This window comes from Amycolatopsis pigmentata (assembly GCF_042684065.1).
GTDB lineage: Bacteria > Actinomycetota > Actinomycetes > Mycobacteriales > Pseudonocardiaceae > Amycolatopsis_E > Amycolatopsis_E pigmentata.
On record NZ_JBHUKR010000006.1, the window covers coordinates 802,431 to 827,622 of the forward strand.

Genomic DNA, 25,192 nt, shown 5'->3' on the forward strand with positions numbered 1-25,192 from the left:
AACCAGGAGAACAGGTGAGCAACGACGCTTTCCGCCAAGCCCGCGACTACCTTCTCGAACACCGGGAGGACTACACCGGCGCGTATCGCGGCTTCCGCTGGCCACGGCCGGAGAACTTCAACTGGGCGCTGGATTGGTTCGACGTCATCGCCGCTGATCCGGCCAACGAACAGCGGCCGGCGCTGTGGATCGTCGAAGAAGACACAGCGGACGGCTCCGGCGAGGGCAGGTGGACCTTCCCGGAGCTCTCGCGGCGGTCCAGCCAGGTGGCGAACTGGCTGCGCACCACCGGAGTTCGTCGCGGTGACCGCCTGATTCTCATGCTGGGCAACCAGGTCGAGTTGTGGGAAACGATCCTCGCCGCGATCAAGCTGGGGGCGGTGATCATCCCGGCGTCCACTTTGCTCGGTCCGGCCGACCTGCGCGACCGGGTGGAGCGCGGCGCCGCGCGACACGTGGTGGTGCGCTCGGCGGACACCGGGAAATTCGCGGACGTGGCGGGAGACTACACGCGGATCGCGGTGGGCGAGCCCGCCGACGGCTGGCTTTCCTACGCGGATTCCGCCGGCGCACCGACGGAATTCGAACCCGACGGTCCGACCCGGGCGGACGAGGAGTTGTTGCTGTACTTCACCTCCGGCACCACGGCCCTGCCGAAGCTGGTGCGGCACACGCACATCTCCTACCCCGTCGGCCATCTGTCCACAATGTACTGGATCGGCCTGGAGCCGGGCGACGTGCATCTCAACATCTCGTCGCCGGGATGGGCGAAACACGCCTGGAGCAACGTTTTCGCGCCCTGGAACGCGGAAGCCACCGTATTCCTCTACAACTACACACGGTTCGACGCCGGAGCCCTCATGGCCAGGATGGACGAGTGCGGCGTCACGAGTTTCTGCGCTCCGCCCACCGTGTGGCGAATGCTGATCCAGGCCGACCTCACCGCGCTGAAGACCCCGCCGCGCAAGGTGGTCGGCGCGGGCGAACCGCTCAATCCCGAAGTGATCGAGCAGGTGCGCGCGGCGTGGGGCGTCACCATCCGCGACGGGTTCGGCCAGACCGAGACCAGCGTGCAGATCGCGAACACCCCGGGTCAGGAGGTCAAGCCGGGCTCGATGGGCCGCCCGGTGCCCGGGTTCACGGTGACGCTGCTCGATCCCGTCACCGGTGAGCCCGCGCGCGAGGGCGAGATCTGCCTGGACCTCTCGCACCGGCCCGTTGGCCTGATGACCGGTTACACGGACGACGACGAGCGGACGGCCGAGGCGTTTCACGGCGGCTTCTACCACACCGGTGACGTCGGCGCGGTCGACGACGACGGCTACATCACCTACATCGGCCGTACCGACGACGTGTTCAAAGCCTCGGACTACCGCATCTCACCGTTCGAACTGGAGAGCGTGCTCCTGGAGCACGAGGCCGTCGCGGAGGCCGCGGTCGTCCCGGCCGCCGACCCGATCCGCCTGGCCGTGCCCAAGGCCTACGTCGTGCTTGCCTCGGGGTTCGAGGCTTCAGCGGCGACGGCGGAGGGCATTCTGGCGTTCGCCCGCGAGAACCTGGCTCCGTACAAGCGGATCCGCCGCCTGGAGTTCACCGAGCTGCCGAAGACGATCTCCGGCAAGATCCGGCGCGTGGAACTGCGCGAGCGGGACCGTCCGACGGGCGACCGGCCGGCCGGGGAGTACCGCGACGAGGACTTTCCCTCGCTGAAATCCTGAACGGGCTCACGCGGGGGCGGCGGTCACCTGGCGGTCGTCCTCGGTGGAGCAGGTGGCCGACAGCGGCGCGCCCGGGTCGCTGCCGCAGGTCCACGCGCCGACGGCGACCGGGCCCGCGCCGTCGGGCCGGGTCAGGTCGACCGGGGTGAGTTTGGTGAAGTACTCGGTCAGCAGCGCTTTGACCTCCTCACACGAGACCGCTTCACCGAGCACGAAAGCCTGAGTCGAGCCTTCGGGCACCGACACCGTGCCGCACGGTTCCAGGGAGGGCGACGTGTCCGCCTGCCCGGCCGCCGGCGATGGTGGCTCCGACGACCGTGCTTCGCCCTGGCATGCGCCGAGCGCGAGCACGCAGGTGGCCGCGAGGCCGAGCGTCCACAGGACCTTCATGGGGTTTCTCCGCTTCTCCGCAGGGGCGCGTGCTCGCGCTCAGCGTCCCGGAACGACCTCGGCGGACACCGTTTCGTCATGCCTGCTGCACGTGGCCCCGCCCGCGCTGTCCGGCCGGGAGACGCACAGCCAGTCCTGTACCGCCACGGCCACCTGCCCGTCGTGACCACCGGCCCCGATCGCGGCGAGGCGCTTCTGCAACTCGTCGACCAGCCGCCGCGCGTCGGCGCAGCCGTCGGGATCACCGGGGAGACCTTCCACTCGCAGGGTCAGGCCGCTCGCCGCACGTAGCGTTCCGCAGCTACTCGACGGGTCCGTCGTCGCGGGCGAGGGCGGCTCCGTGGTGCCCGGTGGGAGTGCCGAAGCGGGCGCTTCCGCCGGGGCCCGGGGGCCGGGCTGCGCTTCCGAGCAGCCGCCGAGGGCGACAGCGGCACTGCCCGCGGCCAGCAGCGCGATCTTCGGCAGGCCCATCCCGTCCTCCTCTACCCGGCGCGGCAGCCGGGTCTATTATGGACGGTCACTCTCCGTGTCAGCTCACTCGGTTTGGGTGAATCCTTGCGAGATCGTTAACACTTCCGCCTTGACCGGCGAAGGGCATTGTGATGATTACCGACACAGAGCCCCCGTCTCCGGCGACCCTGCCCCCGACCGCTCCCTGCACCGTGGTCTGGAGTCAGGGTCATCCCTACGTTCTCGACATCGCGTCCGGCGTCTGCCGCTGGATCGGCGCCGACGACCGCGGCCGCCCGCTCTTCCTCACCCGTGAGGACCTGCGGCGGCGTGGCTGGAGCCTCCGCCCGGCCGGTTAAGGTTGGGTGTGGACAACCCGCGCGCCGGGCAGGCGCCGTCGTGGGCGCGGCAGGCGCTGACCCTGCCGAACATCCTGTCGCTGCTCCGGCTCGCGGGCGTGCCCGTGTTCCTCTGGCTGCTGCTCGGCCCCCGCGAGGACGGCTGGGCGCTGCTGGTCCTGGTCTTCAGCGCGCTGAGCGACTGGCTGGACGGCAAGCTCGCGCGCTGGCTCGACCAGCAGAGCGACCTCGGGCGCATCCTCGACCCGGCGGCCGACCGCCTCTACATCGTGGCCACCCTGGCCGCCTTCCTGGTCCGGGGCATCATGCCGTGGTGGCTGGTGGCCCCGCTGGTCGTCCGTGAGCTGATCGTCGGCGGCTGTCTGCTGGTCCTGCGCCGCAACGGGTTCGCCCCGCCCGAGGTGACCTACGCCGGCAAGGCCGCCACCTTCGTGCTGATGTACGCCTTCCCGTTCCTCCTGCTGACCCAGGGGGACGGCATGGTGGCGGCGGTGGCACGGCCGATCGCCTACGGCTTCACCACCTGGGGATGGGTGCTCTATCTCTGGTCGGGTGCGCTGTATGTGATCCAGACGGTGCGGGCGGTCCAAGGCGAGAGGCGGCAACTGCGGCCGAGGACGCCTCTGTAAGACTTCCCGCGAGCATCTCAGAGCACCGGCGAGACGCGCTCGCGTGGCGGAAAGAGAGGGACCAGGTGTCTGCCCCAGAGGAACTGCTGTACACCGAGGAACACGAGTGGGTTTCGGGCGCTCCGGCCGAATCCGTCCGGGTCGGGATCACCGAGTACGCGCAGGACCAGCTCGGCGACGTCGTGTTCGTCGATCTCCCGGAGGTGGGCAGGCAGCTCACCGCCGGCGAGGCGTTCGGCGAGGTCGAGTCGACCAAGAGCGTGTCCGAGCTGTTCGCCCCGGTGGACGGCGAGGTGATCGCGGTGAACAGCGCCGTGGCCGACACCCCGGAACTGCTCAACAGCGATCCCTACGGCGAGGGCTGGCTCATCGAGCTCCGGCTCGACGATCCCGCGGCGCTCGGCGGCCTGCTCGACTCGGACGCCTATCAGCGGCTCACGACCGCCTGATCGGCCGTTCGGAGTACTCGCGTGGCGCGACGGGGCCAGGCCCGGCGAGTCCGGCCGGCCCCGCCCGGCAGGCGTGAAGCCGGAGTTAGGGGAGCCCTTCGGCCCGGATCGATCAGGCACGGTACGTTGGCAGCACACGTTCTCGGCTAGACGGATACTTCAGTGGTGAGGAGAGCTCAGGTGAGCACGAACGACGGGCCCGGTGTTCCCCCGGAGCGGTCTCCGGAGAAGACTTCGGTCTTCCGGGCTGATTTCGCGGCGGAGGGGCAGGAGCCGCCGGCGCCCGAACCCGCGGTCGCCGGCGTCGACGCGCTGCCGGTGGGTTCGGCACTGCTGGTCGTCAAGCGAGGCCCCAACGCGGGGTCGCGGTTCCTGCTGGACCGCGACACCACCAGCGCGGGCCGGCACCCGGACAGCGACATCTTCCTCGACGACGTCACGGTTTCCCGGCGGCACGCGGAGTTCCGGCGTGAGGGCGGGGAGTTCGTGGTCATCGACGTCGGCAGCCTCAACGGGACCTACGTCAACCGTGAGCCGGTGGACCAGGCCGTGCTCGCCGGGGGCGACGAGGTGCAGATCGGCAAGTTCCGCCTGGTCTTCCTGACCGGCCCGGGGCACGGGGGCCAGGGGGCGCGGTGACGGCTGCCGGGCGGCCACAACGGGATGGGCTGAGCATCGGGGCCGTGCTGGCGCAGCTGCGCGCGGACTTCCCCGACGTCACCATTTCGAAGATCAGGTTCCTCGAGTCCGAGGGACTGGTGCAGCCCGGCCGTACGCCATCGGGGTACCGCCTGTTCGCTCCGTCGGACGTGGAGCGGCTGCGGTTCGTGCTCTCCGCCCAGCGGGACCACTACCTGCCCCTGAAGGTGATCAAGGAACAGCTCGACGCCGCGGACCGCGGCGCCGAGCACCGGAGCGCGCCCGAACGGCCGCCCCGCAAGCTGGTGTCACTGACCGCGCCTTCTCCGGACCCCACGCCCGCGCCCGCGGACTTCGCGCCCGGCCGGGAAATCCGGGTCACCCGTGAGGAACTGCTGGCCAAGGCGGAGATCGACGCCACGACGCTGGGCGAGCTCCAGCAGTACGGCCTGATCCGGCCGGGCACCGCCGGTTTCTACGACGCCGACGCGGTCGTGGTCGCCAGGACGGTCAAGGCGATGACCGACTACGGCATCGAACCCCGGCACCTGCGTGCCTTCCGGGCCTCCGCGGACCGCGAGGTCGGTCTGCTGGAGCAGATCGTCACACCGGTCCTGCGGCAGCGCGACGCCGACGCCAGGGCGCGGGCCGGGGAACTGGCCTGCGAGCTGGCGGCACTCTCGGTGACATTGCACACGCTGCTCGTCAAGGCGGGCATCAAGGGTGTCATCGGCGGATGAGCTGTGGCGGGACCGTCTTCATGGCCGAAGGCACGAATGACATCGTTTCATGTCTCTTCCTTCCGGCGAAGATGCCGTACGGTTAGTGGTGACGGGTAACGGGCTCCCGGGTCCGGGCCCGCCGGTGGACAGTCACCAGCACACCGCCCGGATGACGGGTACCGTCGGCAATGTCGATGCGGGATCCTCGACGAAAGTTGTGGCCCGCGCACAGAGAGGGAGGCGAAGCCCGATGAGCGAGATGCGCGTCGTGGGCGTGCGGGTCGAGCTGCCCGCGAATCAGCCGATCTTGCTGCTGCGGGAGACCGAAGGCGAACGCTACCTCCCCATCTGGATCGGGTCGGTCGAGGCCACCGCGATCGCATTGGAGCAGCAGGGCGTGCGGCCTGCCCGGCCGTTGACCCATGACCTGCTCAAGGAGGTCATCGGGGCACTGGGGCGGGAGCTCGAGCAGGTCGTGATCACCGACCTGCGGGAGGGCACGTTCTTCGCCGAGCTGGTCTTCGACGGCAACGTGCGGGTCTCCGCGCGGCCGAGCGACTCCGTGGCGCTGGCCCTGCGGGTGGGCGTGCCGATCCACGCCGTCGACGCCGTGCTGGAGGAAGCCGGCCTGATCATCCCCGACGAGCAGGAGGACGAGGTCGAGAAGTTCCGCGAATTCCTCGAATCCGTCTCTCCCGAGGACTTCCGCGGCGCGGACACGTAGCCCACGTTCGAAGCCTGCGAACCCGCCCCGGCCGTCACGGCCGGGGCGGGTTTCGTGTCCGGGGCTTGCGGCCCGGGTTTCCACACCCGCGACGGGGACTTCCGGCGGGCCCGCTTACCATGATCGCCGCGCGGTGATCGCGTACCCGGGTGAACTCTCAAGAACACCTTGAGGTGCTCCGCGCGTCGCGTTGACCGAGAGAGCGCGCGCGCTTACCGTCGAAGTCGGCGAATCGCTCGGGTGTGATTAGGCCAACTGGAGCACAACCTGAGGGCTTGCCGCAGCCAGGGATCCCGCTCCCGGGATTCGGGTGCTTGTTTCGACCGGCCGCCCGGCCGGGCGAGGGGAGGCATGCGTGGTCGACGAAAGGCCGGTCAAGGCGGTCGACGGGGAGCAGGGTGAGCTGTTCCCCGACTCGTCGCTGCCTGATGAGCTGGTCGGTTACCGGGGGCCCGCGGCCTGTCAGATCGCCGGCATCACCTACCGGCAGCTCGACTACTGGGCCCGGACGAAACTGGTCGCGCCGAGCGTCCGCACGGCACAGGGCTCCGGCTCACAGCGGCTCTATTCCTTCAAGGACATCCTCAGCCTCAAGATCGTGAAGCGGCTGCTGGACACGGGCGTGTCCCTGCAGAACATCAGAGTGGCCATCGAGCATCTCCGCAAGCGGGGCGTGCGTGACCTGGCCAACATCACCCTGGTGTCCGACGGCACGACGGTCTACGAGTGCACCTCCCCGGAGGAGATCGTCGATCTGCTCCAGGGCGGGCAGGGCGTGTTCGGCATCGCGGTCAAGGTCCACATGCAGGAGATCAGCGGCACCCTCCACGAGTTCCCGGCCGAGCGCGCCGACGGCGGCCACATCGAGCCCGAGGTGCCCGACGAGCTGACCCAGCGCCGGAACGCCCGCCGCACCGGCTGACCCGCGGCCGCGAGGAAGCCGGCCCGGACACCAAGGCCCGGGCCGGACGAACGATCTCAGGACGAACGACCTCAGCCGGGCACCTTGACTGTGTCTCATGGGCGCGCGATCGGATTCGCGTAGACGGGCCGTGACTTGGGCGTTGCTCTCGCGTTTCGGCGTCTACGGCCCGCCTCCGCGAATCCGAAGCCTTCGGCCCCCGCGCGCGGGCCTCACCTTGGGCCGTAACACCGAGTTTCAGCCGGGCACCTTGTCCAGGAACCCGTGTACCTGCCGGATCCGGTCGTCCTCGACCACGATCACGTCGAACCCGACCGCGAGCGGTTCCTCCGCCCCTTCCGGCCCGAGATGCCAGGTGAACCGGGCGATGTCGTGGTGGCCGTCCACCTTGCCGCCCAGGCTGAAACTCAGCCCGCCGAACTGTTGCTGGGCCGCGGCGATGAACTGGTCGAGACCGGCCGTGCCGCGCACCGCGCCGAGGGGGTCGGTGTAGGTGGCGTCATCGCTGAACACCTGCTCGATCAACTCGCGCCGCTTCACGGGGTCGGTTTCGTTCCACGGCGCGAGGTAGCGCTCGACGATACCGGTGAAGTCGGTCATGGGAAATCTCCTTGCCGTTGAAGGGAGGCGGGCGCCGCCTTCCCGCGGAAAGCGACGGTGCTTCGAGAGCCACGGCCCGTCTACGCAAATCGGATCGCGCGCCTTTGAAACACTGCCTGCAGGCGTGAGGCGTGTCGATTACGCCGGAGGTAATGGACTCCCGAGGTAGCGTCGAAGCATGACGACTTCACGGGCGGCCTCCCTCGAGCGTGGCGGGCGACGGGCGGGGAACTCCCGGGTGGGCGAGATGCTTCGGCAGTGGCGCGATCGTCGCCGGGTGAGCCAGCTGGACCTGGCGATCGCCGCGGAGGTGTCCACGCGGCACCTCAGTTTCGTCGAGACCGGGCGTGCGCGGCCGAGCCGGGAGATGGTGTTGCGGCTCGGCGAGCATCTGGACGTTCCGTTGCGCGAGCGCAATCACCTGTTGCTGGCCGCCGGGTATGCCCCCGTCTACCGCGAAGGCGAGTTGGGTGACCCCGAAATGACCGCCGCTCGAAGCGCTCTGCGCCAGGTGCTGACCGGGCACGAGCCCTATCCCGCCGTGGTGGTCGACCGGATGTGGAACCTCGTGGACGGCAACGCGGGCGTGGCGCTGCTGACCGAAGGTGCCGCTCCCGAACTGCTCGCGCCGCCGTCGAACGTCCTCAGGATCGCGCTGCATCCGGCGGGAATGGCGCCCCGGGTGCTCAACCTCGGCGAGTTGCGCGCGGACCTGCTCGGCCGCCTGCGCCGTCAGGTCGATGCCACCGCCGACCCCGGGCTGGCCGAGTTGCTCGCCGAGGTCCGCGGTTATCCGTGCGACGATCCGGTGCCCGAGGTCGAAGTCCCGGGCGGGAGCGCGGTGTTCGTGCCGCTGCGCCTTCGCCACCGGGACAGGGAATTGTCGTTCTTCTCCACGATCGCGACCTTCGGCGCGCCGCTCGATGTCACTCTGTCCGAGCTGGCCATCGAATCCTTCTACCCCGCCGACGCGGCGACGGGGGAGTACCTTCGGCGTGCGGCCGCGGCCAATGGCACTATCGACGGCGGATCGATCCGGCCCTACCCGACGTAAAGGAACGCATTTGATGGTCACCGTTCCCGGCATCGCGCTCAACAACGGCGCAACGATCCCGCAGCTCGGTTTCGGGGTGTTCCAGGTGCCCGAAGACGACACCGCCGCGGTGGTCGGCCACGCCCTCGACGCCGGGTACCGCAGCATCGACACGGCGGCGGCCTACCAGAACGAAACGGGTGTCGGTGAAGCGCTTCGCGACACCGGCGTTCCGCGTGAAGACCTGTTCGTCACCACCAAGCTGTGGAACTCCGACCAGGGCTACGACTCCACGATGCGTGCCTTCGACGCCAGCGTCGCCAAGCTGGGCCTGGATTACCTGGACCTGTATCTGATCCACTGGCCGCTGCCGGTTCGCGACCGCTACGTCGACACCTGGCGCGCCTTCGAGAAGCTCTACGCGGACGGCAGGGTCCGCGCGATCGGGGTGTCGAACTTCCGGATCGAGCACCTGCGGCGCCTGTTCGACGAGACGTCGGTGGTGCCCGCGGTCAACCAGGTGGAGTTGCATCCGGGCCTGCAGCAGGCGGAGCTGCGGGCGTTCCACGCCGAGCACGGCATCGTGACCGAGGCGTGGAGCCCTCTCGCGCGGGGCGGGACGCTCGACGACCCGGCGCTCACCGGGCTCGCGTCGAAATACGGCAAGACCCCCGCGCAGATCGTGCTGCGGTGGCACCTGGAGCTCGGCAACGTCGTCATTCCCAAGTCGGTCACGCCGTCCCGCATTCGCGAGAACATCGACGTGTTCGATTTCGAACTGGCGGAGGACGACCTGGCGGTGATCGCCGAGCTGGACAAGGGTGCTCGCACGGGCCCGGACCCGGACACCTTCAACCTCGGCTAGCGGTGTTTCAGGTGAGCCCGGCGTCGGTGAAGTCCGGCCGCTGGGCCGGGTCCATCAGGAAGTCGTGGAACACCTGGGCGGCGCGGATCGTGACCTCGTCCACGGCCGAGCCGCCGAGCCCGACGTAGGAAAAGCCGTTGGTGAGGCCTTCCGGCGGCGTGCCGATCAGGTCGGGACGGGCGGTGGCGAGCTGTGCCGCCCAGTTGCCGGTCGCCTCGGGGACCCAGGCGGCGGGGATCCCGCCGATGGTGTCCGGGGCGGCGTGACCGGTCAGCGCGTCCAGGACCTGGTTCGACGGCCGGGGCTGGACGTCGACGGTGATGCAGTGCGCGTGCACCACGGTCCTGGCCTGGTTCCATTTCGCGGCCGCGGCCTGCACCGGCCGCGAGACACCGGGCGCGACGATCACCTTCATCGTGGCGACGCCCTCGGCGCAGTCTTTCGCCTGTGCCGCGTTCCGGCTGTCGAGCACCTTGTTCGCCCAGGCCCAGCCCCCGAGACCGACGGCGACCAGCAACACCAGCACCCCGGCGACGATCGGCCACTTCGCGATCCGGCGCCGGGTGGCGGCCGCGCCGACCGCCCGGTGGTATCCGGTCGCGCTGCGGCCGTCGGACCGCTGGGGCGTTTCGACCTGGCGCGTGGGTTCGTCGACGGTGGCGTGCTGGCCGGTGGTGCGGCCGTCCGCCCGGCGTGGAGCGGGCTCGCGGACCTGGCGGGTGGGGGCGTCGACCGCCGTTTGCTGACCGGTGGCGGTGCGGCGGTCGGGTCGCCGGGCAGCGGGATTGCCGACCTGACGGGTAGGGGCGTCGACCGCGGGGTGTTCGCCGGTGGTGCGCGTGCCGGGCCGGCCCGGAGCCGGATTGCGGACCTGGCGGGTGGGCGCGTCGACCGCGGGGTTCCGGCCGGTGGCGGTGCGGCCGTCCGGTCGGCGGGGCATGGCGGTTTCCCGGGCGGGAGCGTCGACGGCGGGACGCCGGCCGGTCTCGATCCGGCCGTCCGGGCGGCGCGGGGCCTGGTCCGTCGTCTGGCGGGTGGGCGCGTCGACGGCGGGGGGCTGGGGCGCGGGCCGGCGCGGCGGGGGGTTGCCGGCCCGGCGCGGGGGACCGTCGACCGGCGGGTACTGCCCGGTGGAGCGGCGGCCGTCTCGTCGTTGGAGGGCGGGGTCGGCCGGGGGGTACTGGCCGGTCGCGACCCGGCGATCCGGCGGGCGTTGCGGGGTCGGCACGACCGACCTGGCCTCGACCGCCAAGTGGTGACCGGTGGACACACGGCCGTCGGGAGGGCGAACGGCGGCCTCGCCGGTCGCGCGGACCGGGGCGTCGACCGCGGGGTACCTGCCGGTGGCGACTCGTCTGCCGGAGGGCGGTGGGGGCTCCTCGTCGATGCTGTGACGCCCCATGACGGTCGTTCCTTCCAAACTCTCAGTCACCCCGGCCAAACGGCCTTCACCCTAACAGGGGCAGGTCGTTAGGGAAACGTGACGTTTGTGCACGGTTTACTGCCCCAGCGTGAGCTGTGCCGGTCGTTACCGATCCGACCACAGCCACGGCGGAAACGGATGTCTACCAGCGGTCCGGCTCTGGGCCGTCTCCCCCTGCTTCTGGTCCGGATCAGTAACTTGGCGCAGTGGGCGATGAGCCGGGCCCGCAGAGGTGCCGCCCGGCGGCTGAACTCGACCTGCGCCCGGACGTATTCGGCACGCCCGGCCGCGGTTTCGACCGGAATGGGATGGTAGCCGAGGGCGCTCAGGTCGTAGGGACTGGCCCGCATGTCGAGTTCCCGGATGGCGGCGGCGAGTTCGAAACAGTCGGCCACCAGTTCCGAGGGCACGAACGGATCGAGTTTGCCCGCCGCCCGGTAGAGGTCCATGTTCGTGTGGAGACAACCGGGTTGTTCCAGATCGACCCGCGCGTCCGGGGTCGGCTGGAGTTCGTTGCGCGGACGCGCCGCCGGGGTGAAGAACCGGAAAGCGTCGTAGTGCCCGCAGCGGATCTCCTGTGACTCGACGACCGCGTCGGTACCGGCAGACCCCAGCCGCAACGGATACGCGGCATGCCGGACTTCGCCGGAGGGCTGCCGGTAGACCATGGCCCACTCGTGCAGCCCGAAACAGTTCAGCCGAGGCTTCCTGGATTCCGTCGCCCGCAGCAGCGTCAGGGTGGCGGCGGCCATCCGCGCGCGCTTCGGCGTGAAAGCGCTTTCAGACAGGACGACGCCGCCATCGGTTTCCTGGTAACCGGGGCGCTCCAGGAACTTCCGGGCGTCCGGACCGGCGAGCACGACACCCGGCCCGGGCTGCCAGCGTTCGAGTTGGGCAGGCCGGTGCGCGTAGTACTGGAACAGGAAATCGAACACGGGATGTTTCTCGCCGTGCGAGCGCCGCCGTTGATAGGGCACGGTCCACCGTCGCGTCCGCTCGGTGTGCGCGCGCTCCCTGGCCCGCCACACGTCCTCGGCGAGCACCGTTTTCACCAGCGGGACCCCAAACCTCGGGCGGAAGACCTGGACATGCGTCATCATGCCCTGACGTGTGTTCCGTCGCGCACCGTGCCGACGTACTCCTCGACGAGGTCTTCCAGCGCGACGACACCGACCGAGGCGCCCTCGGCGTCGAGGGCCCGGGCGAGATGCGTGCCCTCCTTGCGCATGGCCGACAACGCTTCGTCCAGCCGCGCGCTCACCGGCAGTTCGGTGAGGGTCCGGGTCTTGCTCGCCGGGACGGTGGTCGAGGGGGCGTCACCGATCTGGTCGAGGACGTCCTTCACGTGCAGGTATCCGATGAGTTCACCGGCCTCCGAGCGGAGCGGATACCGGGAGAAACCGGTCCGTGACACCGCATCCTCGACCTCGCCCACGGTGGGCGCGGCGGGCAGGGTGGTGAGCCGGGCCGTCGGCACCAGAACGTCACCCACGGTCTTGGCCACCGAGGACAGGGTCTGGCTCAGCCGCTCGTGCTCGGACTGTTCGAGCAAACCCTCCCGCCGCGACTCACCGAGCAGTTCGGCGAGTTCGGCCGAGGTGTAGGCGGTCTCCAGTTCGTCCTTGGGCTCGACTTTCGCCAGGCGCAGCAACGAGTTCGCGGAGAAGTTGAGCAGCCAGATGAACGGGTTGACCAGCTTGACCCAGCCGACGTGCACCGGGACCAGCCACAGGGCCAGCCGTTCCGGATCGGCGATGGCCAGGTTCTTCGGCACCATTTCACCGATCAGCACGTGCAGCACGGTGATGAAGGCCAGCGCGATCGCGAACGAGATCGGGTGCAGCAGCACTTCCGGAATGTGCAGCAGCGAGAAGAACCAGCCGAGCCCGTGCGCCACCGCCGGCTCCCCGAGACGGCCCAGTAGCAGTGAGCAGACCGTGATGCCGAGCTGGGCGCCGGCGAGCATGAGGGAAACGTGCTTGCTGGCGTTGATCACGATCTTCGCCCGGGCCTTGCCCTGATCCAGCAGGGCTTCGAGGCGGTCGCGCCGGGAGGAGATCAGGGTGAACTCCGCACCGACGAAGAAGGCGTTGGTGAGCAACAGAATCACGACGAGGAAAAGCGCGAGCCAGTCGTTCACGCTGTATTCTCCGCGAGTCTGCGCGCCCCCGCGATCGTGTCGACAGGGCGCTCCTTCCCGGCAAACGTCCCGGCAGGCGGATGGGCGCCCTGCCGCCCCAATAGCGGAACAAGACGGCGCGCTCTGCGGTCATCTTGACATCCGCGGATTGGCACAAGGGGTGTCATGCTGGTTTCTCCCCTTCGATCCGGTGCACGCTCAGTTCCGCGATCCGGTGGCGGTCCATGGTGGTGACGGTCAGCCGCCAGCCGTCGATGTCCACCGTGTCGCCGGCGACCGGGATCCTCCCGAGCCGTTCGAGCACCAGTCCGGCGACCGTTTCGTAGTCGCCTTCGGGCATCCGGAAGCCGGTGATCTCGGAGATCTCGTCGGCGCGAAGCTGGCCGGAGATCATCCAGGTGTCGATGTCGAGCCGTTGTGACGCCGGGGCCTCTCCGACGTCATGCTCGTCGCGGACGTCGCCGATGATCTCCTCGACCACGTCCTCCAGGGTCACCAGTCCCGCCGTGCCGCCGTATTCGTCGACGACCATGGCGATCTGGAAGCGCGAGTCGCGCAGGCGCGCGAGCAGCGCGTCGCCGGTCAGCGACTCCGGCACGGTGGGCACCGGCCGCATGATCGAGCCGATCCGGATCGTGTCGCGGTCGCGGTCGCTCACCGCGAACACCTGCTTGACGTGCACCGCGCCCTGCACGTCGTCCAGATCCTGGCTGTAGACCGGGAAGCGGGAGAAACCGGTGCGGCGGGCGATCTCGACGAGATCGCTGATCGAGTCGCCCACGGTCAACGATTCGACCTGCACCCGCGGGGTCATCAGCTCTTCGGCGGTGCGATCGCCGAACCGCAGCGACTTGTCGAGCAGCCGGGCCGTGGAGGTGTCGAGCGTGCCGCGTTCGGCGCTGGCCCGCACGATCGATCCGAGTTCCTGCGGGGAGCGCGCCGACCGCAGCTCTTCCTGGGGTTCGACGCCGAACTTGCGCACCACCCAGTTCGCGCCGTTGTTCAGCAGGATGATCAGCCATCGGAACAACGCGGAAAACCGCGAGTGGTAGCCGACCACCGCGCGCGCCGTCTCCAGCGGGCGGGCCACCGCGAGGTTCTTCGGGACCATTTCGCCGAGCACCATCGAAAGGATGGTGGCGATCAGCAGGGCGATGACCACGGACGCGCTGTCGGCCGCGCCCGGGGACAGCCCGGCCGCGACCAGCGCCGGGCTGACCAGCCGGCCGATCAGGGGCTCGGCCACGTAACCGGTGAGCAGGGTGGTCAGCGTGATCGCGATCTGGGCGCCGGAGAGCTGGAACGACAGCGTGGAGTGGGCCTTGCGCAGCGTCTGCGAACGCCGGTCGCCGACCTGGCCGACGTTGGCCTCGACCGTGCTGCGTTCCAGCGTGGTCAGGGAGAACTCGGCGGCGACGGCCATCCCGGTGGCGACCGTGAGCAGGAGGAAGAAGACCACGCCGAGAACGGAGAGCAGCACACTCATCGGTGGCCCCGGGCGGGCGGGTGGTGGGATCCGGATGAGCCGGGTTCGTCACCCGGCCACGTACTGTCACCAGGTGAGGGCGCATCGCGCACGGAAAAGTGTCACTCCTTGACGAAGACGGCTGCGATGGCGCCCATGATACCGGCTGAACGGGGCAATGCGTGCCGGGAAGTCCGTGTCGCGGCGGCGGGCGAGGACGTGATCACATCAGCGCAGAGGCGGTTTTGACGAGCGTGTCGCGGAGCCGGGTGAACCGCCGGGCGTAACTGATCGCGGCGACGCGCAGGCCGAGTGCCGCGACACGCTGGCTCGGCTTGCGCCGCAGGTGGTCGTAGCGAACCAGCGCGGCACGCGGATCCGCTGCGGCGGTGAGGCATTCGCCGAGGACGAGGCCGTCGATGAGCGCCTGGCAAGCTCCTTGGCCGAGGTCCGGCACCATGGCGTGCGCCGCGTCACCGAGCAGTGCCACGTTCTCCCGGACGTAGGAGGGCAGCGGCGGGTCGAGGTAGTAGAGCGGGTGAGCCAGGATCTCCTCGCCGGCGGCGCGTTCCAGTACCCGGGGGATCGGGTCGTGCCAGGTGCCGAACTGCGCGGTCAGTTCCGCCAGAGCGTCCGCGGACGGGGTGAACCCCTCGGGCACGCGCCGGGTCGCGTACCAGTTGGTGCGGCCGCCGGGAAGAGGGACGAAGCCGAACTTGCCGCCCGGGTCCCAGGTTTCCCCGCCGGCGTCGAGTTCGAGGTCCACGACTCCGCGCCAGGCGAACGTGCCCGCGTGACGGAGTCCGTACCGGGGGCCGAACAGGTCCGTGCGGACCCGGCTGGAAATCCCGTCCGCGCCGATCGCGACGTCGTAGCCGGTCGCCAGTGAGGGGAAGCCGGTGACTTCGGCCGAGAATTCGACGGTGCCCTCGGGGAGTGACGAGTGCAGCAGGTCGAGCAGGTCGGCCCGGGGGATCAGGGAAACCGCCCGGCCCGCGCGCCGCTCGATCCGGCCGGTGTCGATGGTGGCCAGCCGGGTGCCGTCGGGCCGGTAGAGACTTCCCGGCGCCTGCCGTCGCGCCTTTGCCCTGAACCCCTCTCCGAGGCCGAGGTCGTCGAGCGCGCGGACGGCCTGGGGCCAGATCCCGAGCCCGGTGCCCGCGCGGGACGGCTCCGCGGCGCGCTCGCACACGCGGACCTCCCAGCCGCCTCGGACCAGGCCGGCCGCCGCGGCGAGCCCGCCGATGCCACCACCGATGACCAGAGCCCGTTTCCCCATGCGGACCAGCATACTACAAATGTAGTGTCCGGCGTCGGTGCCGGTAGGATGCCCGGTCATGAGCCGGCGGCAACAGGCGCTCGACGCCGCGATCCGGGTGCTCGGCACCCATGGCGCACGCCGGCTCACCCACCGGGCGGTCGACGCCGAGGCCGGTCTCCCGGCCGGGTCGGCCTCCAACTACTTCCGCACGCGCGAAGCCCTCGTCGAGGCGGTGCTCGGCCGTCTCATCGCGCTCGAACAACAGGCCTGGGCGGAGGTCGCGACGGATCTGGGGGAGTCCGGGCCGATCGACGCCGACGCCTTCGCCGCCGCGCTGGGCGAACTGCTCAGGGACCTCACCGGCCGGCGGCGGGTGATCACGCTGGCCCGGCTGGCGGTCTTCGTCGAAGCCGCGGTCCAGCCCGTGCTGCGCACCGGGATCTCCGACGTTCGCGCCGATCTCGAAAAGCAGGGCACCGAGTGGCTGCGCCGCCTCGGGTCCCGGGATCCGGTCCACGACCTGTGGGGGCTGATGGCGCTGCTCGACGGTCAGTTGATCAACCAGTGCACGACACCGGATCCGGCCTTCGATCCCGAGCCCGCGATCCGCACCTTCTTGCGCGGCATCGTCCGATAGGGCCCTCAGGGGCCGGCAACGGCGGAAGCCCGGGCGCGGTGACGGCGGACGCTCTCCTCGACCAGGTCCAGCACGGGGCCGAGGTCGTCGGCGGGCAAGCCCATCGCCAGGTGCGAGACGAGGCCTTCGAGCACCAGTTCGAGGTAGGAGGTGAGCACGTCGACGTCGACGTCGTCGCGCAGGTTCCCGGCGTCGCGCTGGCGGAGCAGGCGCTGCCGGGTGGCTGTGGTCAGTTGCTGGGAGCGTTCGGCCCAGCGGCCGCGGAACTCGGGGTCGGTGCGCAGGCGCCGGGAGACCTCCAGACGGGTGCCGAGCCAGTCCGCGGGATGTTCGTTCGTGTTCGCGAGGAGGTCACGCATCACCTGGACCAGACCCTGCGCGGCGACGACGTCGGCCATGCGGGCCGCGTCCTGCTCGGCGAGTGCCAGGAAGAGGGACTCCTTGTCGCGGAAGTGATGGAAGATCGCGCCACGGGACAGGCCGGTGGCTTCCTCCAGCCGCCGCACCGTGGCACCCTCGTAACCGTAGCGGGCGAAACACACCCGCGAGCCGTCGAGGATCTGGCGTCTTCGCGCGTCGAGATGATCCTGGCTGACCCGTGGCATCCTGTGATCCTGTCACCCGGGGAACTCGTTACGCAATCCGTACGTACGTACTACAACCGGCGGCACCGGCGGGCCTGAAATTGTCGCACCCCGCGTGTAGCGTCCGAAGGCACGGGTTCCCTACCACTCCCGGTTCGAGAGGACGAGAGACCCATGACTGCCGTTCGCTCTCCCGGCGGCGAGGCCACCGCGTTGTCGGCGAAGGTGATTTCCGACCGCGCGGCCGGCGAAGCATATGTCGCCAAAGTGTGTTTCAAGCACGGTCCACCGCGCCTGCTCGGCACGGAACTCGAATACACCGTGCATTACGCCGAAGACCTCCGAAGACCCCTCGACCCCGACGACCTCGCCTCGGCACTCGGCCCGCACACCCCGCGGACCCTGCGCCCCGACAGCCCCGAAGAACCCTTGCCGGCAGGCTCTCCCCTGAGCCTGGAACCCGGCGGCCAGGTGGAGATTTCCGCGCCTCCGCGGGCGTCCTTGCCCGAACTGCACGAAGCGGTCTCCGCGGACCTGGCCCATCTCACCGATCTCCTCGCGCGTGCCGGTTTCACCCTGGGGGAAACCGGGATCGATCCGCATCGTCCTCCAACCCGCCTGCTGGAAACCGAGCGTTACGCGGCCATGGAACGAAGGTTCGCACCACAGGGCGCCGGCGGCATCACGATGATGTGCAGCACCGCGGGCCTGCAGGTCTGCCTCGACTGCGGGGAACAGGACATGCTCAGGGCACGCTGGGAGGCGCTGCACGCCCTCGGTCCGCCGCTGATCGCCTTGTTCGCCACCTCCCGTCGCCACGCGGAACGGGACACCGGGCTGTCCTCGGCCCGGTGGCGCGCGGTGCTCGACACCGAACCGAGCCGTACCCGTCCGGAACCGCCTTCGGACGATCCGGCGGCGGCCTGGGCCGGCCGCGTCATGGACACCCCGCTGCTGGTGGTGCGGCGGTCCGGCGCTCGGTGGGATCCTCCGGACGGGCTGACCTTCGCCGGATGGGTGGAGGGCCACGGCGGCGCCGAAGTGCCCGGCCCGCCCACCTTCGCCGATCTCGACTATCACCTCACCACGATGTTCACCGCCGTGCGGCCCCGTGGCTACCTGGAGGTCCGCTATCTGGACGCGCAACCGGGGCAGCGTTGGCTGGACCCGGTCGCGCTGGTCACCGCGCTGCTCGACCGTCCCTCCACTGTGGACAAGGTGCGGGAGGTGTGCGAACCGGTACGGAACCAGTGGGACCGCGCCGCCCGCGACGGCCTGGAGGACACCGCGCTCGCCACGGTGGCCAGGACGGTGGCGGACCTCGGCTGTGCCGAGCTAGGGCGCACGGGCCTGCCCGCGCACACCGTCGACGAGGTCGGCGAGAACGTGCGGCGGCGGCTGTGGGCCCGGCGGAACTGACGCGGGAACTGTGACAGGAGCCAAGGAAAGCTGGGAGGGATTCTCAATGCCGGTCAACGAAGCCCCGAACCCCTTGCGTGCACTGGGCACCGAGCGCCTGCGCGAGCACGCCGCGCGTGCGCTGACCAGGGCGCGGTCGCGCAGCACCGTGCTCACCGAAGCGGTGGACGACGCCGAACTCGTCCGCCAGCATTCGAAACTGATGTCGCCGCTGGTCTGGGATCTGGCGCACATCGGAAGCCAGGAAGAGCTGTGGCTCGTGCGGGATGTCGGTGGTCTGGACCCATTGCGCCCGGACATCGACGATCTCTACGACGCCTTCCAGCACAAGCGTGCCGACCGGCCGTCGTTGCCGTTGCTCGGTCCCGCCGAGGCGCGCGCGTACGTCGGACAGGTGCGCGCGAAGGCGTTCGACGTGCTGGAAAAGGTTCCGATGGAAGGCCGGAGGCTCACCGAAGCGGGCTTCGCGTTCGGCATGATCACCCAGCACGAGCAGCAGCACGACGAGACCATGCTGGCCACCCACCAGCTGCGCGAGGGGGAGCCGGCACTGCACGCGCCGCCCGCGCCCGGCAGCCGTACCGGCCCGCTGCCCGAGGAGGTACTGGTCCCGGCGGGACGGTTCACGATGGGCACCAGCGTCGAACCCTGGGCGCTGGACAACGAACGCCCGGCGCACGAGGTCGATGTGGACGCGTTCCTCATCGACACCACCCCGGTCACCAACGGTGCCTATGTGGACTTCCTGGAGTCCGGCGGCTACACCGAACGCCGTTGGTGGAGCGAAGAGGGCTGGCGGTACCGCACGGAAAACGACATCACCGCGCCGCGATTCTGGTGGCGGGAGACCGATGGCTGGTGGCGGAGGCGGTTCGGCGTCGCGGAGCCCGTGCCGCCCGGTCAGTTCGTCGTGCACGTTTCCTTCTACGAAGCCGAAGCCTATGCCGCCTGGGCGGGAAAGCGGCTGCCCACCGAACGGGAATGGGAAAAGGCCGCGCGGTTCGATCCGGCGACGGGGCAGTCACGCCGGTACCCGTGGGGCAACGAGGAACCCACGCCCGAGCACGCGAATTTGGGGCAGCGGCACCTCACTCCCGCGGAGCCCGGCGCGTACCCGGCGGGCGCGTCACCGCTGGGGGTGCACCACCTGATCGGTGACGTGTGGGAGTGGACGAGCACGGACTTCGCCGGCTATCCCGGGTTCGCCGCGTTCCCGTACCGCGAGTACTCGGAGGTGTTCTTCGGCCCGGAGTACAAGGTGCTGCGCGGAGGCTCGTTCGGCACCGACGAGGCCGCGATCCGCGGGACCTTCCGCAACTGGGACTACCCGATCCGGCGGCAGATCTTCTCGGGGTTCCGCTGCGCACGGGACGCCCATGTGTAGACATCTGGGTTACCTGGGGCCCGCCGTCTCGCCGGCGGAAACGGTCTTCGACGCGCCGCATTCGCTGCTGCGCCAGTCCTACGCGCCCAAGGACATGCGGGGTGGCGGCACGGTCAACGCCGACGGCTTCGGCCTGGCCTGGTACGGCGAAAACGGCGACGCCGTCCGGTACCGCCGCGCGAGTCCGTTGTGGACAGACCAGGACCTGCCCGCGCTGGCGCGCTCGGTGCGGGCGGAGGCGTTCGTCGCCGCGGTCCGCAACGGCACCACCGGGATGCCGGTCGCCGAGGCGGCGTGCGCGCCGTTCACCGACGGCCGCTGGCTGTTCAGCCACAACGGCATGGTGCCCGGCTGGCCGGATTCGCTGGCGGCGATCGCCGGGAAGTTGCCGGTCGCCGATCTGCTGACGCTTCCGGCGCCGACGGATTCGGCGGTGCTGTGGGCCCTGCTGGCCGAACGCCTGCGGGCCGGGGAGCGGCCGGAAGCCGCGGTCGGCGACCTGGTCACCCGCGTCGCGCGAGCGGCCCCCGGCGCGCGGCTGAACTTCCTTCTCACCGACGGAAAGGTCCTCGTCGCGACCGCGTGGACGCACGCGCTTTCCGTGCTCCACACCGAAGACGCGGTGCTGGTCGCGTCGGAACCGGTGGACGACGAGCCCGGCTGGGAGCCGGTCCCGGACGGGCACGCGGTCATCGCCCGGCGGGCGACGGTGGACATCATCCGAATCGAGTCCGGCACCGACCGGGGACGGAGCACACCATGACCGAGTTGGACGTGCATCGCGAGGAACGCGAACTCACCGAGGCACTGAGGACGGACGTACGCTCCGGGCTGTCGGCCGAGCCGAAGTCGTTGCCGTCGAAGTGGTTCTACGACGCCCGGGGCAGCCGGCTGTTCGAGGACATCACCGCGCTGCCCGAGTACTACCCGACCAGGGCCGAGCGGGAGATCCTCGCCAGGGAGGCGGCGGAGATCGCCCGGATCACCGGCGCGCGGACGCTGGTGGAACTGGGATCCGGATCCAGTGAGAAGACCCGGCTGCTGCTGGACGGCGGGCGCGATCACGGCGCGCTGCGGCACTTCGTGCCGCTCGACGTGTCCGAATCCGCCCTGTCCGAGGCCGTCGAGGCGATCCGGGCGGACTACCCGGGTCTCGAAGTCCACGGCGTGGTCGGCGATTTCACCGAGCACCTGGACCTGCTGCCCGGACAGGCGCCCAGGCTGGTCGCGTTCCTCGGCGGCACGATCGGCAACTTCCTGCCCGCGGACCGGATGAAGTTCCTGCGCTCGGTCCGCGAGGTGCTGGACGCGGGGGAATGGCTCCTGCTCGGCACCGACCTGGTGAAGGACCCGGCGACCCTCGTCGCCGCCTACGACGACGCGGCCGGGGTGACCGCGGAGTTCAACCGCAACGTCCTGCGCGTGGTGAACACGCGGCTCGGCGCGGACTTCGACCCGGATCGCTTCGACCATGAGGCCTACTGGGACGCCGGTGCCGAGTGGATCGAGATGCGCCTGCGCGCGAAGGAGGACATGACGGTCCGGATTCCCGGCGCCGGAATGGAGATCTCGCTCACCGAGGGCGAGTACATCCGCACGGAGATCTCGGCGAAGTTCCGCGCGGCCGGGGTGGCCGCCGAACTCGCGGAAGCCGGTTTCGCGGTGGAACGGTGGTGGACCGACGAGGCGAAGAGGTTCGGCCTCACCCTGGCGGAGGCACGCCCGTCCTCTGCCGGCTGACGTGCCCGGTCGGCGCGGCGGGCGGGCGGCCACCGGCGGAAATGGTCCAATAGGACGGTGAATCCGCTTCCGGCGCTGGCCCGCCGCCTCGGCACGAGACCGTGGTTGATGAAACTTGCAACCCTCGTCGTGGCGGTGGACAAGCGTCTGTACCGGGTTTTCCGCGGCAAGGTGAGTCTCGTCGCGATGGCAGGCTTGCCCTCCCTCCGCCTGACCACGACCGGGCGCAAGACCGGCCTGCCGCGCAGCAGCAACCTGCTCTATTTCCCCTATCGAGAGGGTTTCGTGCTGGTCGGGTCCAACTGGGGCCGGCCGCGCGACCCGATGTGGACGCTGAACCTCCTTGCCCACCCGGAAGCCACGGTCGAACTGCGCGGGACGCGGATTCCCGTCGTGGCCACGCCGGTGAAGGGTGAGCGCTACGACGAACTCTGGGCTCTGTTGCTGGACTTTTGGCCCGGCTACGAGATGGAACGCCTCGCGGCGGGCCGTGAGTTGCCGATCTTCCTGCTCACTCGCCGGTGAGCGCGCGCCCCAGGGTTGAGGGGCGATGAACGCGCGGTGAACTTTTCCCCTGATGGCTCTATGGTCGGGAGATGTTCATCTCCGGCGCTTACGCTCCGCATCCTGTGGTAGTTCGTTCAGGTGAGGGAGCAGGGTGTCGCGCTGGGTGGTAGCCGGTGTGGCCGGTCTCGTGCTGTTCCTCGGTGGCGGCTTGCTGTTCTGGATGCGCGCCCAGGACGTCCCGGCGGCGGGCAAGGCCGTCACGGTGGTCAACCTCGCGCGTTCCGGATGCGGTGACGGGTGGACCCGCGCGCGGCCCGGTGAGCAGACCCTCCAGGTCCACAACACGGACTCGGTCACCGCGGACGCCGCACTGATCGATCCCACCAGCGGTGCGATCTTCGGCGAGCTCGAAGGTCTCGCGGCCGGCCAGACCGGCGAACTCCGGGTGACGCTGGGCAACGGGACCTACGCCTTACGGTGCCTGCCCGACGGGGCCGACGCGACCGTCGGACCGAGGGTCGTGGTCGCAGGCGGTCCGGACCGGCCGGGGCCCGCTGCTGTCGTGCCGGTGACCCCCGGGGACCTGATCGGTCCGCTCAAGGCCTACCACGACTACGTCGCGGCCGGGCTGGGAACGCTCGCCGACGAGACCTCCGCGCTGGCCAGGACCGTCGCGTCCGGCGACCGCCCGGCGGCGCAGGCGGCTTGGTCGACCGCGCACCTGAGCTACGGGCGCCTTGGCGCGGCCTACGGCGCTTTCGGCGACGCCGGCAAGGCCATCGACGGAACCGCCGACGGTCTTCCCGGCGGCACCGGTGACCCCGATTTCACCGGATTTCACCGGCTGGAGCACGGGTTGTGGCACGACGAGCCGATGCCTGCCCTCGCCGGAGTCGCCGACGCGCTGGACGGGCAGGTGCGCGCCCTGCGTGACTCGGCGGCCGGCCTGCGGATCGACCCCGCCGATCTGGTCACGCGGGCACACGAGATCTCCGAAGACGCCCTGCAGTCCGAACTCACCGGCCGCACCGACTACGGCAGCGGCACCGGTGTGGCGAGCGCGCTGGCGGGCCTCGACGGTACGCGAGAAGTGCTGAACGTGTTGCGTCCCGTGCTGATCCCACGTCTGCCCGAACTGTCCGAAGTGGACGCCGCGGTCACGCGTGCGGAAACCGCGCTCGGCGCGGCGCGGCGGCCGGACGGGAGCTGGACCCCGGTCACGCGGCTGGACCGGGGCCTGCGTGAGAGGGCCGACGGCGCGCTCGGTGCACTGGCGGAGCGCCTCGCCGTGGTCGCCGCGGTCGCCGAGCCGAGGCGGACGTCATGACCGCCTCTGGCGAAATCCGTGGCCCCAAGACCACTCCGGCGAGGCGAACCCGCCTCAGACCGGAGGGATCCGATTCCGACAAGGGAAGACAAGGAGTGGACATGGCTTTCGCTTTGTCCGGTCGCAAGCGGCTGTTGCTCGCCGCGGGCGCGCTGGTCACCGCGGCCGGTGTGGCCGTGACGGTCACCACCTTCGGCGGTGCCGACGCCCAGCCTCGCCCACCATTGCAGGCGCAGCACGCCGAGTGGTTGCACACCGAGACGCCGATCAAGCACGTGGTGGTGATCTTCGGTGAGAACATCTCGTTCGACCACTACTTCGGCACCTACCCCAAGGCGGCCAACACCGACGGCACGCCGTTCACCGCGGCCAAGGGCACCCCGAAGGTGGACGGCCTGACCCCGGATCTTCTGACGCACAACCCCAACGCCTACAACCCGAAGCGGCTCGGCCCCGACCACGCGATGACGTGCGACCAGGACCACAGCTACGGCAAGGAACAGCTCGCCTTCAACGGCGGGAAGATGGACAAGTTCGTCGAAAACACCGAGACCGACAAGTGCAGCGGGCAGCCGGTCCTCTTCGGTGAGCCGGGCCTCGTCATGGACTACTACGACGGCAACACGGTCACCGGCCTGTGGAACTACGCCCAGAACTACGCGATGAGCGACAACTCGTTCAACACCGTGTTCGGGCCCTCGACACCGGGTGCGATCAACCTCATCTCCGGCCAGACTCACGGCGTGCGGGCCGTGAACCCGGTGTCCCACGAACCGGCGACCGACTCCTATGTGGTGGCTTCGCCGGACGCGCACGGGGTCGGCACCGTGATCAACGACCCGGACCCCGCCTGGGACGACTGCTCGGACAAGAACCACACCGCCACGCAGAACCTGGGCGCGATGGACGGCCGCAACATCGGTGACCTGCTCAACGAGCGGCACGTGACCTGGGGCTGGTTCCAGGGTGGGTTCCGGCCCACCGGCACGGCGAACGGTTTCGCGGTGTGCGGTCAGTCCCACACCAACGTCGGCGGCAACAAGGTGGTGGACTACAGCCCGCACCACGAGCCGTTCCAGTACTACAAGTCCACGGCCAACGAGAAGCACCTGCCGCCGACTTCGGTCGCCGCGATCGGCCAGACCGACCAGGCCAACCACCAGTACGACATCAGCGACTTCGATGACGCGCTGAAGGCCGGGAACACGCCCGCGGTCAGCTTCCTGAAGGCGCCGGAGTACCAGGACGGCCACGCCGGCTACTCGGACCCGCTGGACGAGCAGCAGTTCATCGTGAACGAGATCAACAAGATCCAGCAGTCGAAGGACTGGGCCTCGACCGCGATCGTGCTGGCCTACGACGACTCCGACGGCTGGTACGACCACGTCGCGCCGAAGATCGTCAACGGTTCGCACGACCAGGCCCAGGACGCCGCGGTCTGCACCGCGGAGAAGACCTCCCTGGGCGGCTACGCGGACCGCTGTGGCTACGGCCCGCGCCTGCCGCTGCTGGTGGTTTCGCCGTTCGCCAAGACGAACTTCGTCGATCACACCCGCACCGACCAGACCTCGATCCTGCGGTTCATCGAGGACAACTGGTCCACCGGCCGGATCGGTGACTCGTCCTACGACGAGCGGGCCGGTGAACTGACCAACATGCTCGACCTGTGCGGGGGCGACGACGGGCATCCGCACGCCGACGTCTCCGACGAGCATCACCACGGCGGTGGTTGCGACGGCGACCACCGGAACGGTCCTGCGCCGGCCGTGACGCTGGACCCGAACACCGGAGCCGTCGTGCACTGA

27 protein-coding genes are annotated in these 25,192 nt (G+C 69.9%); 18 read left to right on the plus strand and 9 right to left on the minus strand.

What is annotated here, in order from left to right; all coding sequences use genetic code 11:
- The first annotated feature begins 14 nt into the window (after positions 1-14).
- Positions 15-1,718, plus strand: a complete 1,704-nt coding sequence (locus ACFSXZ_RS11580) for an AMP-binding protein (RefSeq protein WP_378264225.1) — start codon at positions 15-17, stop codon at positions 1,716-1,718.
- 6 nt (positions 1,719-1,724) lie between these two features.
- On the opposite strand, the gene ACFSXZ_RS11585 is transcribed toward ACFSXZ_RS11580, so the two are convergent.
- Both ACFSXZ_RS11585 and ACFSXZ_RS11590 read right to left on the minus strand, forming a co-directional pair.
- On the minus strand, positions 1,725-2,108 hold the full coding sequence (locus ACFSXZ_RS11585; protein WP_378264227.1) for a hypothetical protein: 384 nt from the start codon (positions 2,106-2,108) through the stop codon (positions 1,725-1,727).
- A gap of 39 nt (positions 2,109-2,147) precedes the next feature.
- Complete coding sequence (locus ACFSXZ_RS11590) at positions 2,148-2,579, minus strand: hypothetical protein (RefSeq protein WP_378264229.1); 432 nt, start codon at positions 2,577-2,579, stop codon at positions 2,148-2,150.
- A 131-nt stretch (positions 2,580-2,710) separates the two neighbouring features.
- On the opposite strand from ACFSXZ_RS11590, the gene ACFSXZ_RS11595 reads away from it, so the two are divergent.
- The 7 genes from ACFSXZ_RS11595 (at position 2,711) to ACFSXZ_RS11625 (ending at position 7,002) form a co-directional block, all read left to right on the plus strand.
- Positions 2,711-2,917: a hypothetical protein gene (locus ACFSXZ_RS11595; protein WP_378264230.1), complete on the plus strand. Its 207-nt coding sequence runs from the start codon at positions 2,711-2,713 to the stop codon at positions 2,915-2,917.
- Between the two features lie 8 nt (positions 2,918-2,925).
- Positions 2,926-3,546: a CDP-alcohol phosphatidyltransferase family protein gene (locus tag ACFSXZ_RS11600; RefSeq protein WP_378264232.1), complete on the plus strand. Its 621-nt coding sequence runs from the start codon at positions 2,926-2,928 to the stop codon at positions 3,544-3,546.
- A 65-nt stretch (positions 3,547-3,611) separates the two neighbouring features.
- Complete coding sequence (gene gcvH, locus ACFSXZ_RS11605; protein WP_378264234.1) at positions 3,612-3,995, plus strand: glycine cleavage system protein GcvH; 384 nt, start codon at positions 3,612-3,614, stop codon at positions 3,993-3,995.
- Between the two features lie 180 nt (positions 3,996-4,175).
- Positions 4,176-4,634, plus strand: a complete 459-nt coding sequence (gene garA / locus ACFSXZ_RS11610; RefSeq protein ID WP_378264237.1) for a glycogen accumulation regulator GarA — start codon at positions 4,176-4,178, stop codon at positions 4,632-4,634.
- On the plus strand, positions 4,631-5,374 hold the full coding sequence (gene ftsR, locus ACFSXZ_RS11615; protein WP_378264239.1) for a transcriptional regulator FtsR: 744 nt from the start codon (positions 4,631-4,633) through the stop codon (positions 5,372-5,374). Before garA ends, ftsR begins: the two co-directional genes overlap by 4 nt.
- Positions 5,375-5,606: 232 nt before the next feature.
- Positions 5,607-6,080, plus strand: a complete 474-nt coding sequence (locus tag ACFSXZ_RS11620; protein ID WP_378264241.1) for a bifunctional nuclease family protein — start codon at positions 5,607-5,609, stop codon at positions 6,078-6,080.
- Between the two features lie 355 nt (positions 6,081-6,435).
- The gene (locus ACFSXZ_RS11625; RefSeq protein WP_378264243.1) at positions 6,436-7,002 is read left to right on the plus strand and encodes a MerR family transcriptional regulator; all 567 of its coding nucleotides are present in this window, start codon (positions 6,436-6,438) and stop codon (positions 7,000-7,002) included.
- A 237-nt stretch (positions 7,003-7,239) separates the two neighbouring features.
- Here ACFSXZ_RS11625 and ACFSXZ_RS11630 read toward each other — a convergent pair whose 3' ends face one another.
- Complete coding sequence (locus ACFSXZ_RS11630) at positions 7,240-7,602, minus strand: nuclear transport factor 2 family protein (RefSeq protein WP_378264245.1); 363 nt, start codon at positions 7,600-7,602, stop codon at positions 7,240-7,242.
- A 178-nt stretch (positions 7,603-7,780) separates the two neighbouring features.
- On the opposite strand from ACFSXZ_RS11630, the gene ACFSXZ_RS11635 reads away from it, so the two are divergent.
- Both ACFSXZ_RS11635 and ACFSXZ_RS11640 read left to right on the plus strand, forming a co-directional pair.
- A complete protein-coding gene (locus tag ACFSXZ_RS11635) occupies positions 7,781-8,656 on the plus strand; it encodes a helix-turn-helix domain-containing protein (protein ID WP_378264247.1) in 876 nt (291 codons plus the stop codon).
- Between the two features lie 13 nt (positions 8,657-8,669).
- The gene (locus ACFSXZ_RS11640; protein WP_378264249.1) at positions 8,670-9,500 is read left to right on the plus strand and encodes an aldo/keto reductase; all 831 of its coding nucleotides are present in this window, start codon (positions 8,670-8,672) and stop codon (positions 9,498-9,500) included.
- A 7-nt stretch (positions 9,501-9,507) separates the two neighbouring features.
- Here ACFSXZ_RS11640 and ACFSXZ_RS11645 read toward each other — a convergent pair whose 3' ends face one another.
- From ACFSXZ_RS11645 to ACFSXZ_RS11665, 5 genes are all read right to left on the minus strand, one after another.
- Complete coding sequence (locus ACFSXZ_RS11645) at positions 9,508-10,902, minus strand: hypothetical protein (protein ID WP_378264251.1); 1,395 nt, start codon at positions 10,900-10,902, stop codon at positions 9,508-9,510.
- A gap of 68 nt (positions 10,903-10,970) precedes the next feature.
- Positions 10,971-12,023 carry a 3-methyladenine DNA glycosylase gene (locus ACFSXZ_RS11650; RefSeq protein WP_378264253.1) on the minus strand — a complete coding sequence of 351 codons (1,053 nt, stop codon included), beginning with the start codon at positions 12,021-12,023 and terminating at the stop codon, positions 10,971-10,973.
- The gene (locus ACFSXZ_RS11655) at positions 12,020-13,063 is read right to left on the minus strand and encodes a hemolysin family protein (RefSeq protein WP_378264255.1); all 1,044 of its coding nucleotides are present in this window, start codon (positions 13,061-13,063) and stop codon (positions 12,020-12,022) included. Before ACFSXZ_RS11655 ends, ACFSXZ_RS11650 begins: the two co-directional genes overlap by 4 nt.
- A gap of 163 nt (positions 13,064-13,226) precedes the next feature.
- Positions 13,227-14,549 carry a hemolysin family protein gene (locus ACFSXZ_RS11660; protein WP_378264257.1) on the minus strand — a complete coding sequence of 441 codons (1,323 nt, stop codon included), beginning with the start codon at positions 14,547-14,549 and terminating at the stop codon, positions 13,227-13,229.
- 202 nt (positions 14,550-14,751) lie between these two features.
- Positions 14,752-15,807, minus strand: a complete 1,056-nt coding sequence (locus ACFSXZ_RS11665; protein WP_378264259.1) for an FAD-dependent monooxygenase — start codon at positions 15,805-15,807, stop codon at positions 14,752-14,754.
- Positions 15,808-15,865: 58 nt separating this feature from the next.
- On the opposite strand from ACFSXZ_RS11665, the gene ACFSXZ_RS11670 reads away from it, so the two are divergent.
- A complete protein-coding gene (locus tag ACFSXZ_RS11670; protein WP_378264260.1) occupies positions 15,866-16,426 on the plus strand; it encodes a TetR/AcrR family transcriptional regulator in 561 nt (186 codons plus the stop codon).
- A 5-nt stretch (positions 16,427-16,431) separates the two neighbouring features.
- Here the strand turns inward: ACFSXZ_RS11670 and ACFSXZ_RS11675 are convergent, their stop codons facing one another.
- The gene (locus ACFSXZ_RS11675) at positions 16,432-17,031 is read right to left on the minus strand and encodes a TetR/AcrR family transcriptional regulator (protein ID WP_378264261.1); all 600 of its coding nucleotides are present in this window, start codon (positions 17,029-17,031) and stop codon (positions 16,432-16,434) included.
- A 153-nt stretch (positions 17,032-17,184) separates the two neighbouring features.
- Between ACFSXZ_RS11675 and ACFSXZ_RS11680 the strand changes: the two genes are divergently transcribed.
- The 7 genes from ACFSXZ_RS11680 to ACFSXZ_RS11710 all read left to right on the plus strand — a co-directional run bounded on the left by ACFSXZ_RS11680 (position 17,185) and on the right by ACFSXZ_RS11710 (position 25,192).
- Complete coding sequence (locus ACFSXZ_RS11680; protein ID WP_378264262.1) at positions 17,185-18,429, plus strand: glutamate-cysteine ligase family protein; 1,245 nt, start codon at positions 17,185-17,187, stop codon at positions 18,427-18,429.
- 46 nt (positions 18,430-18,475) lie between these two features.
- Positions 18,476-19,813: an ergothioneine biosynthesis protein EgtB gene (egtB, locus tag ACFSXZ_RS11685; protein WP_378264264.1), complete on the plus strand. Its 1,338-nt coding sequence runs from the start codon at positions 18,476-18,478 to the stop codon at positions 19,811-19,813.
- On the plus strand, positions 19,806-20,576 hold the full coding sequence (gene egtC / locus ACFSXZ_RS11690; protein WP_378264266.1) for an ergothioneine biosynthesis protein EgtC: 771 nt from the start codon (positions 19,806-19,808) through the stop codon (positions 20,574-20,576). The genes egtB and egtC overlap by 8 nt, the downstream gene beginning before the upstream one ends.
- Positions 20,573-21,553 (plus strand): L-histidine N(alpha)-methyltransferase, encoded by a 981-nt coding sequence (gene egtD / locus ACFSXZ_RS11695; protein ID WP_378264268.1) that lies wholly within the window; start codon positions 20,573-20,575, stop codon positions 21,551-21,553. The genes egtC and egtD overlap by 4 nt, the downstream gene beginning before the upstream one ends.
- Positions 21,554-21,661: 108 nt before the next feature.
- Positions 21,662-22,078 carry a nitroreductase family deazaflavin-dependent oxidoreductase gene (locus ACFSXZ_RS11700; RefSeq protein WP_378264788.1) on the plus strand — a complete coding sequence of 139 codons (417 nt, stop codon included), beginning with the start codon at positions 21,662-21,664 and terminating at the stop codon, positions 22,076-22,078.
- 133 nt (positions 22,079-22,211) lie between these two features.
- On the plus strand, positions 22,212-23,387 hold the full coding sequence (locus ACFSXZ_RS11705) for an EfeM/EfeO family lipoprotein (RefSeq protein ID WP_378264270.1): 1,176 nt from the start codon (positions 22,212-22,214) through the stop codon (positions 23,385-23,387).
- A gap of 101 nt (positions 23,388-23,488) precedes the next feature.
- A complete protein-coding gene (locus ACFSXZ_RS11710; protein WP_378264272.1) occupies positions 23,489-25,192 on the plus strand; it encodes a phospholipase C in 1,704 nt (567 codons plus the stop codon).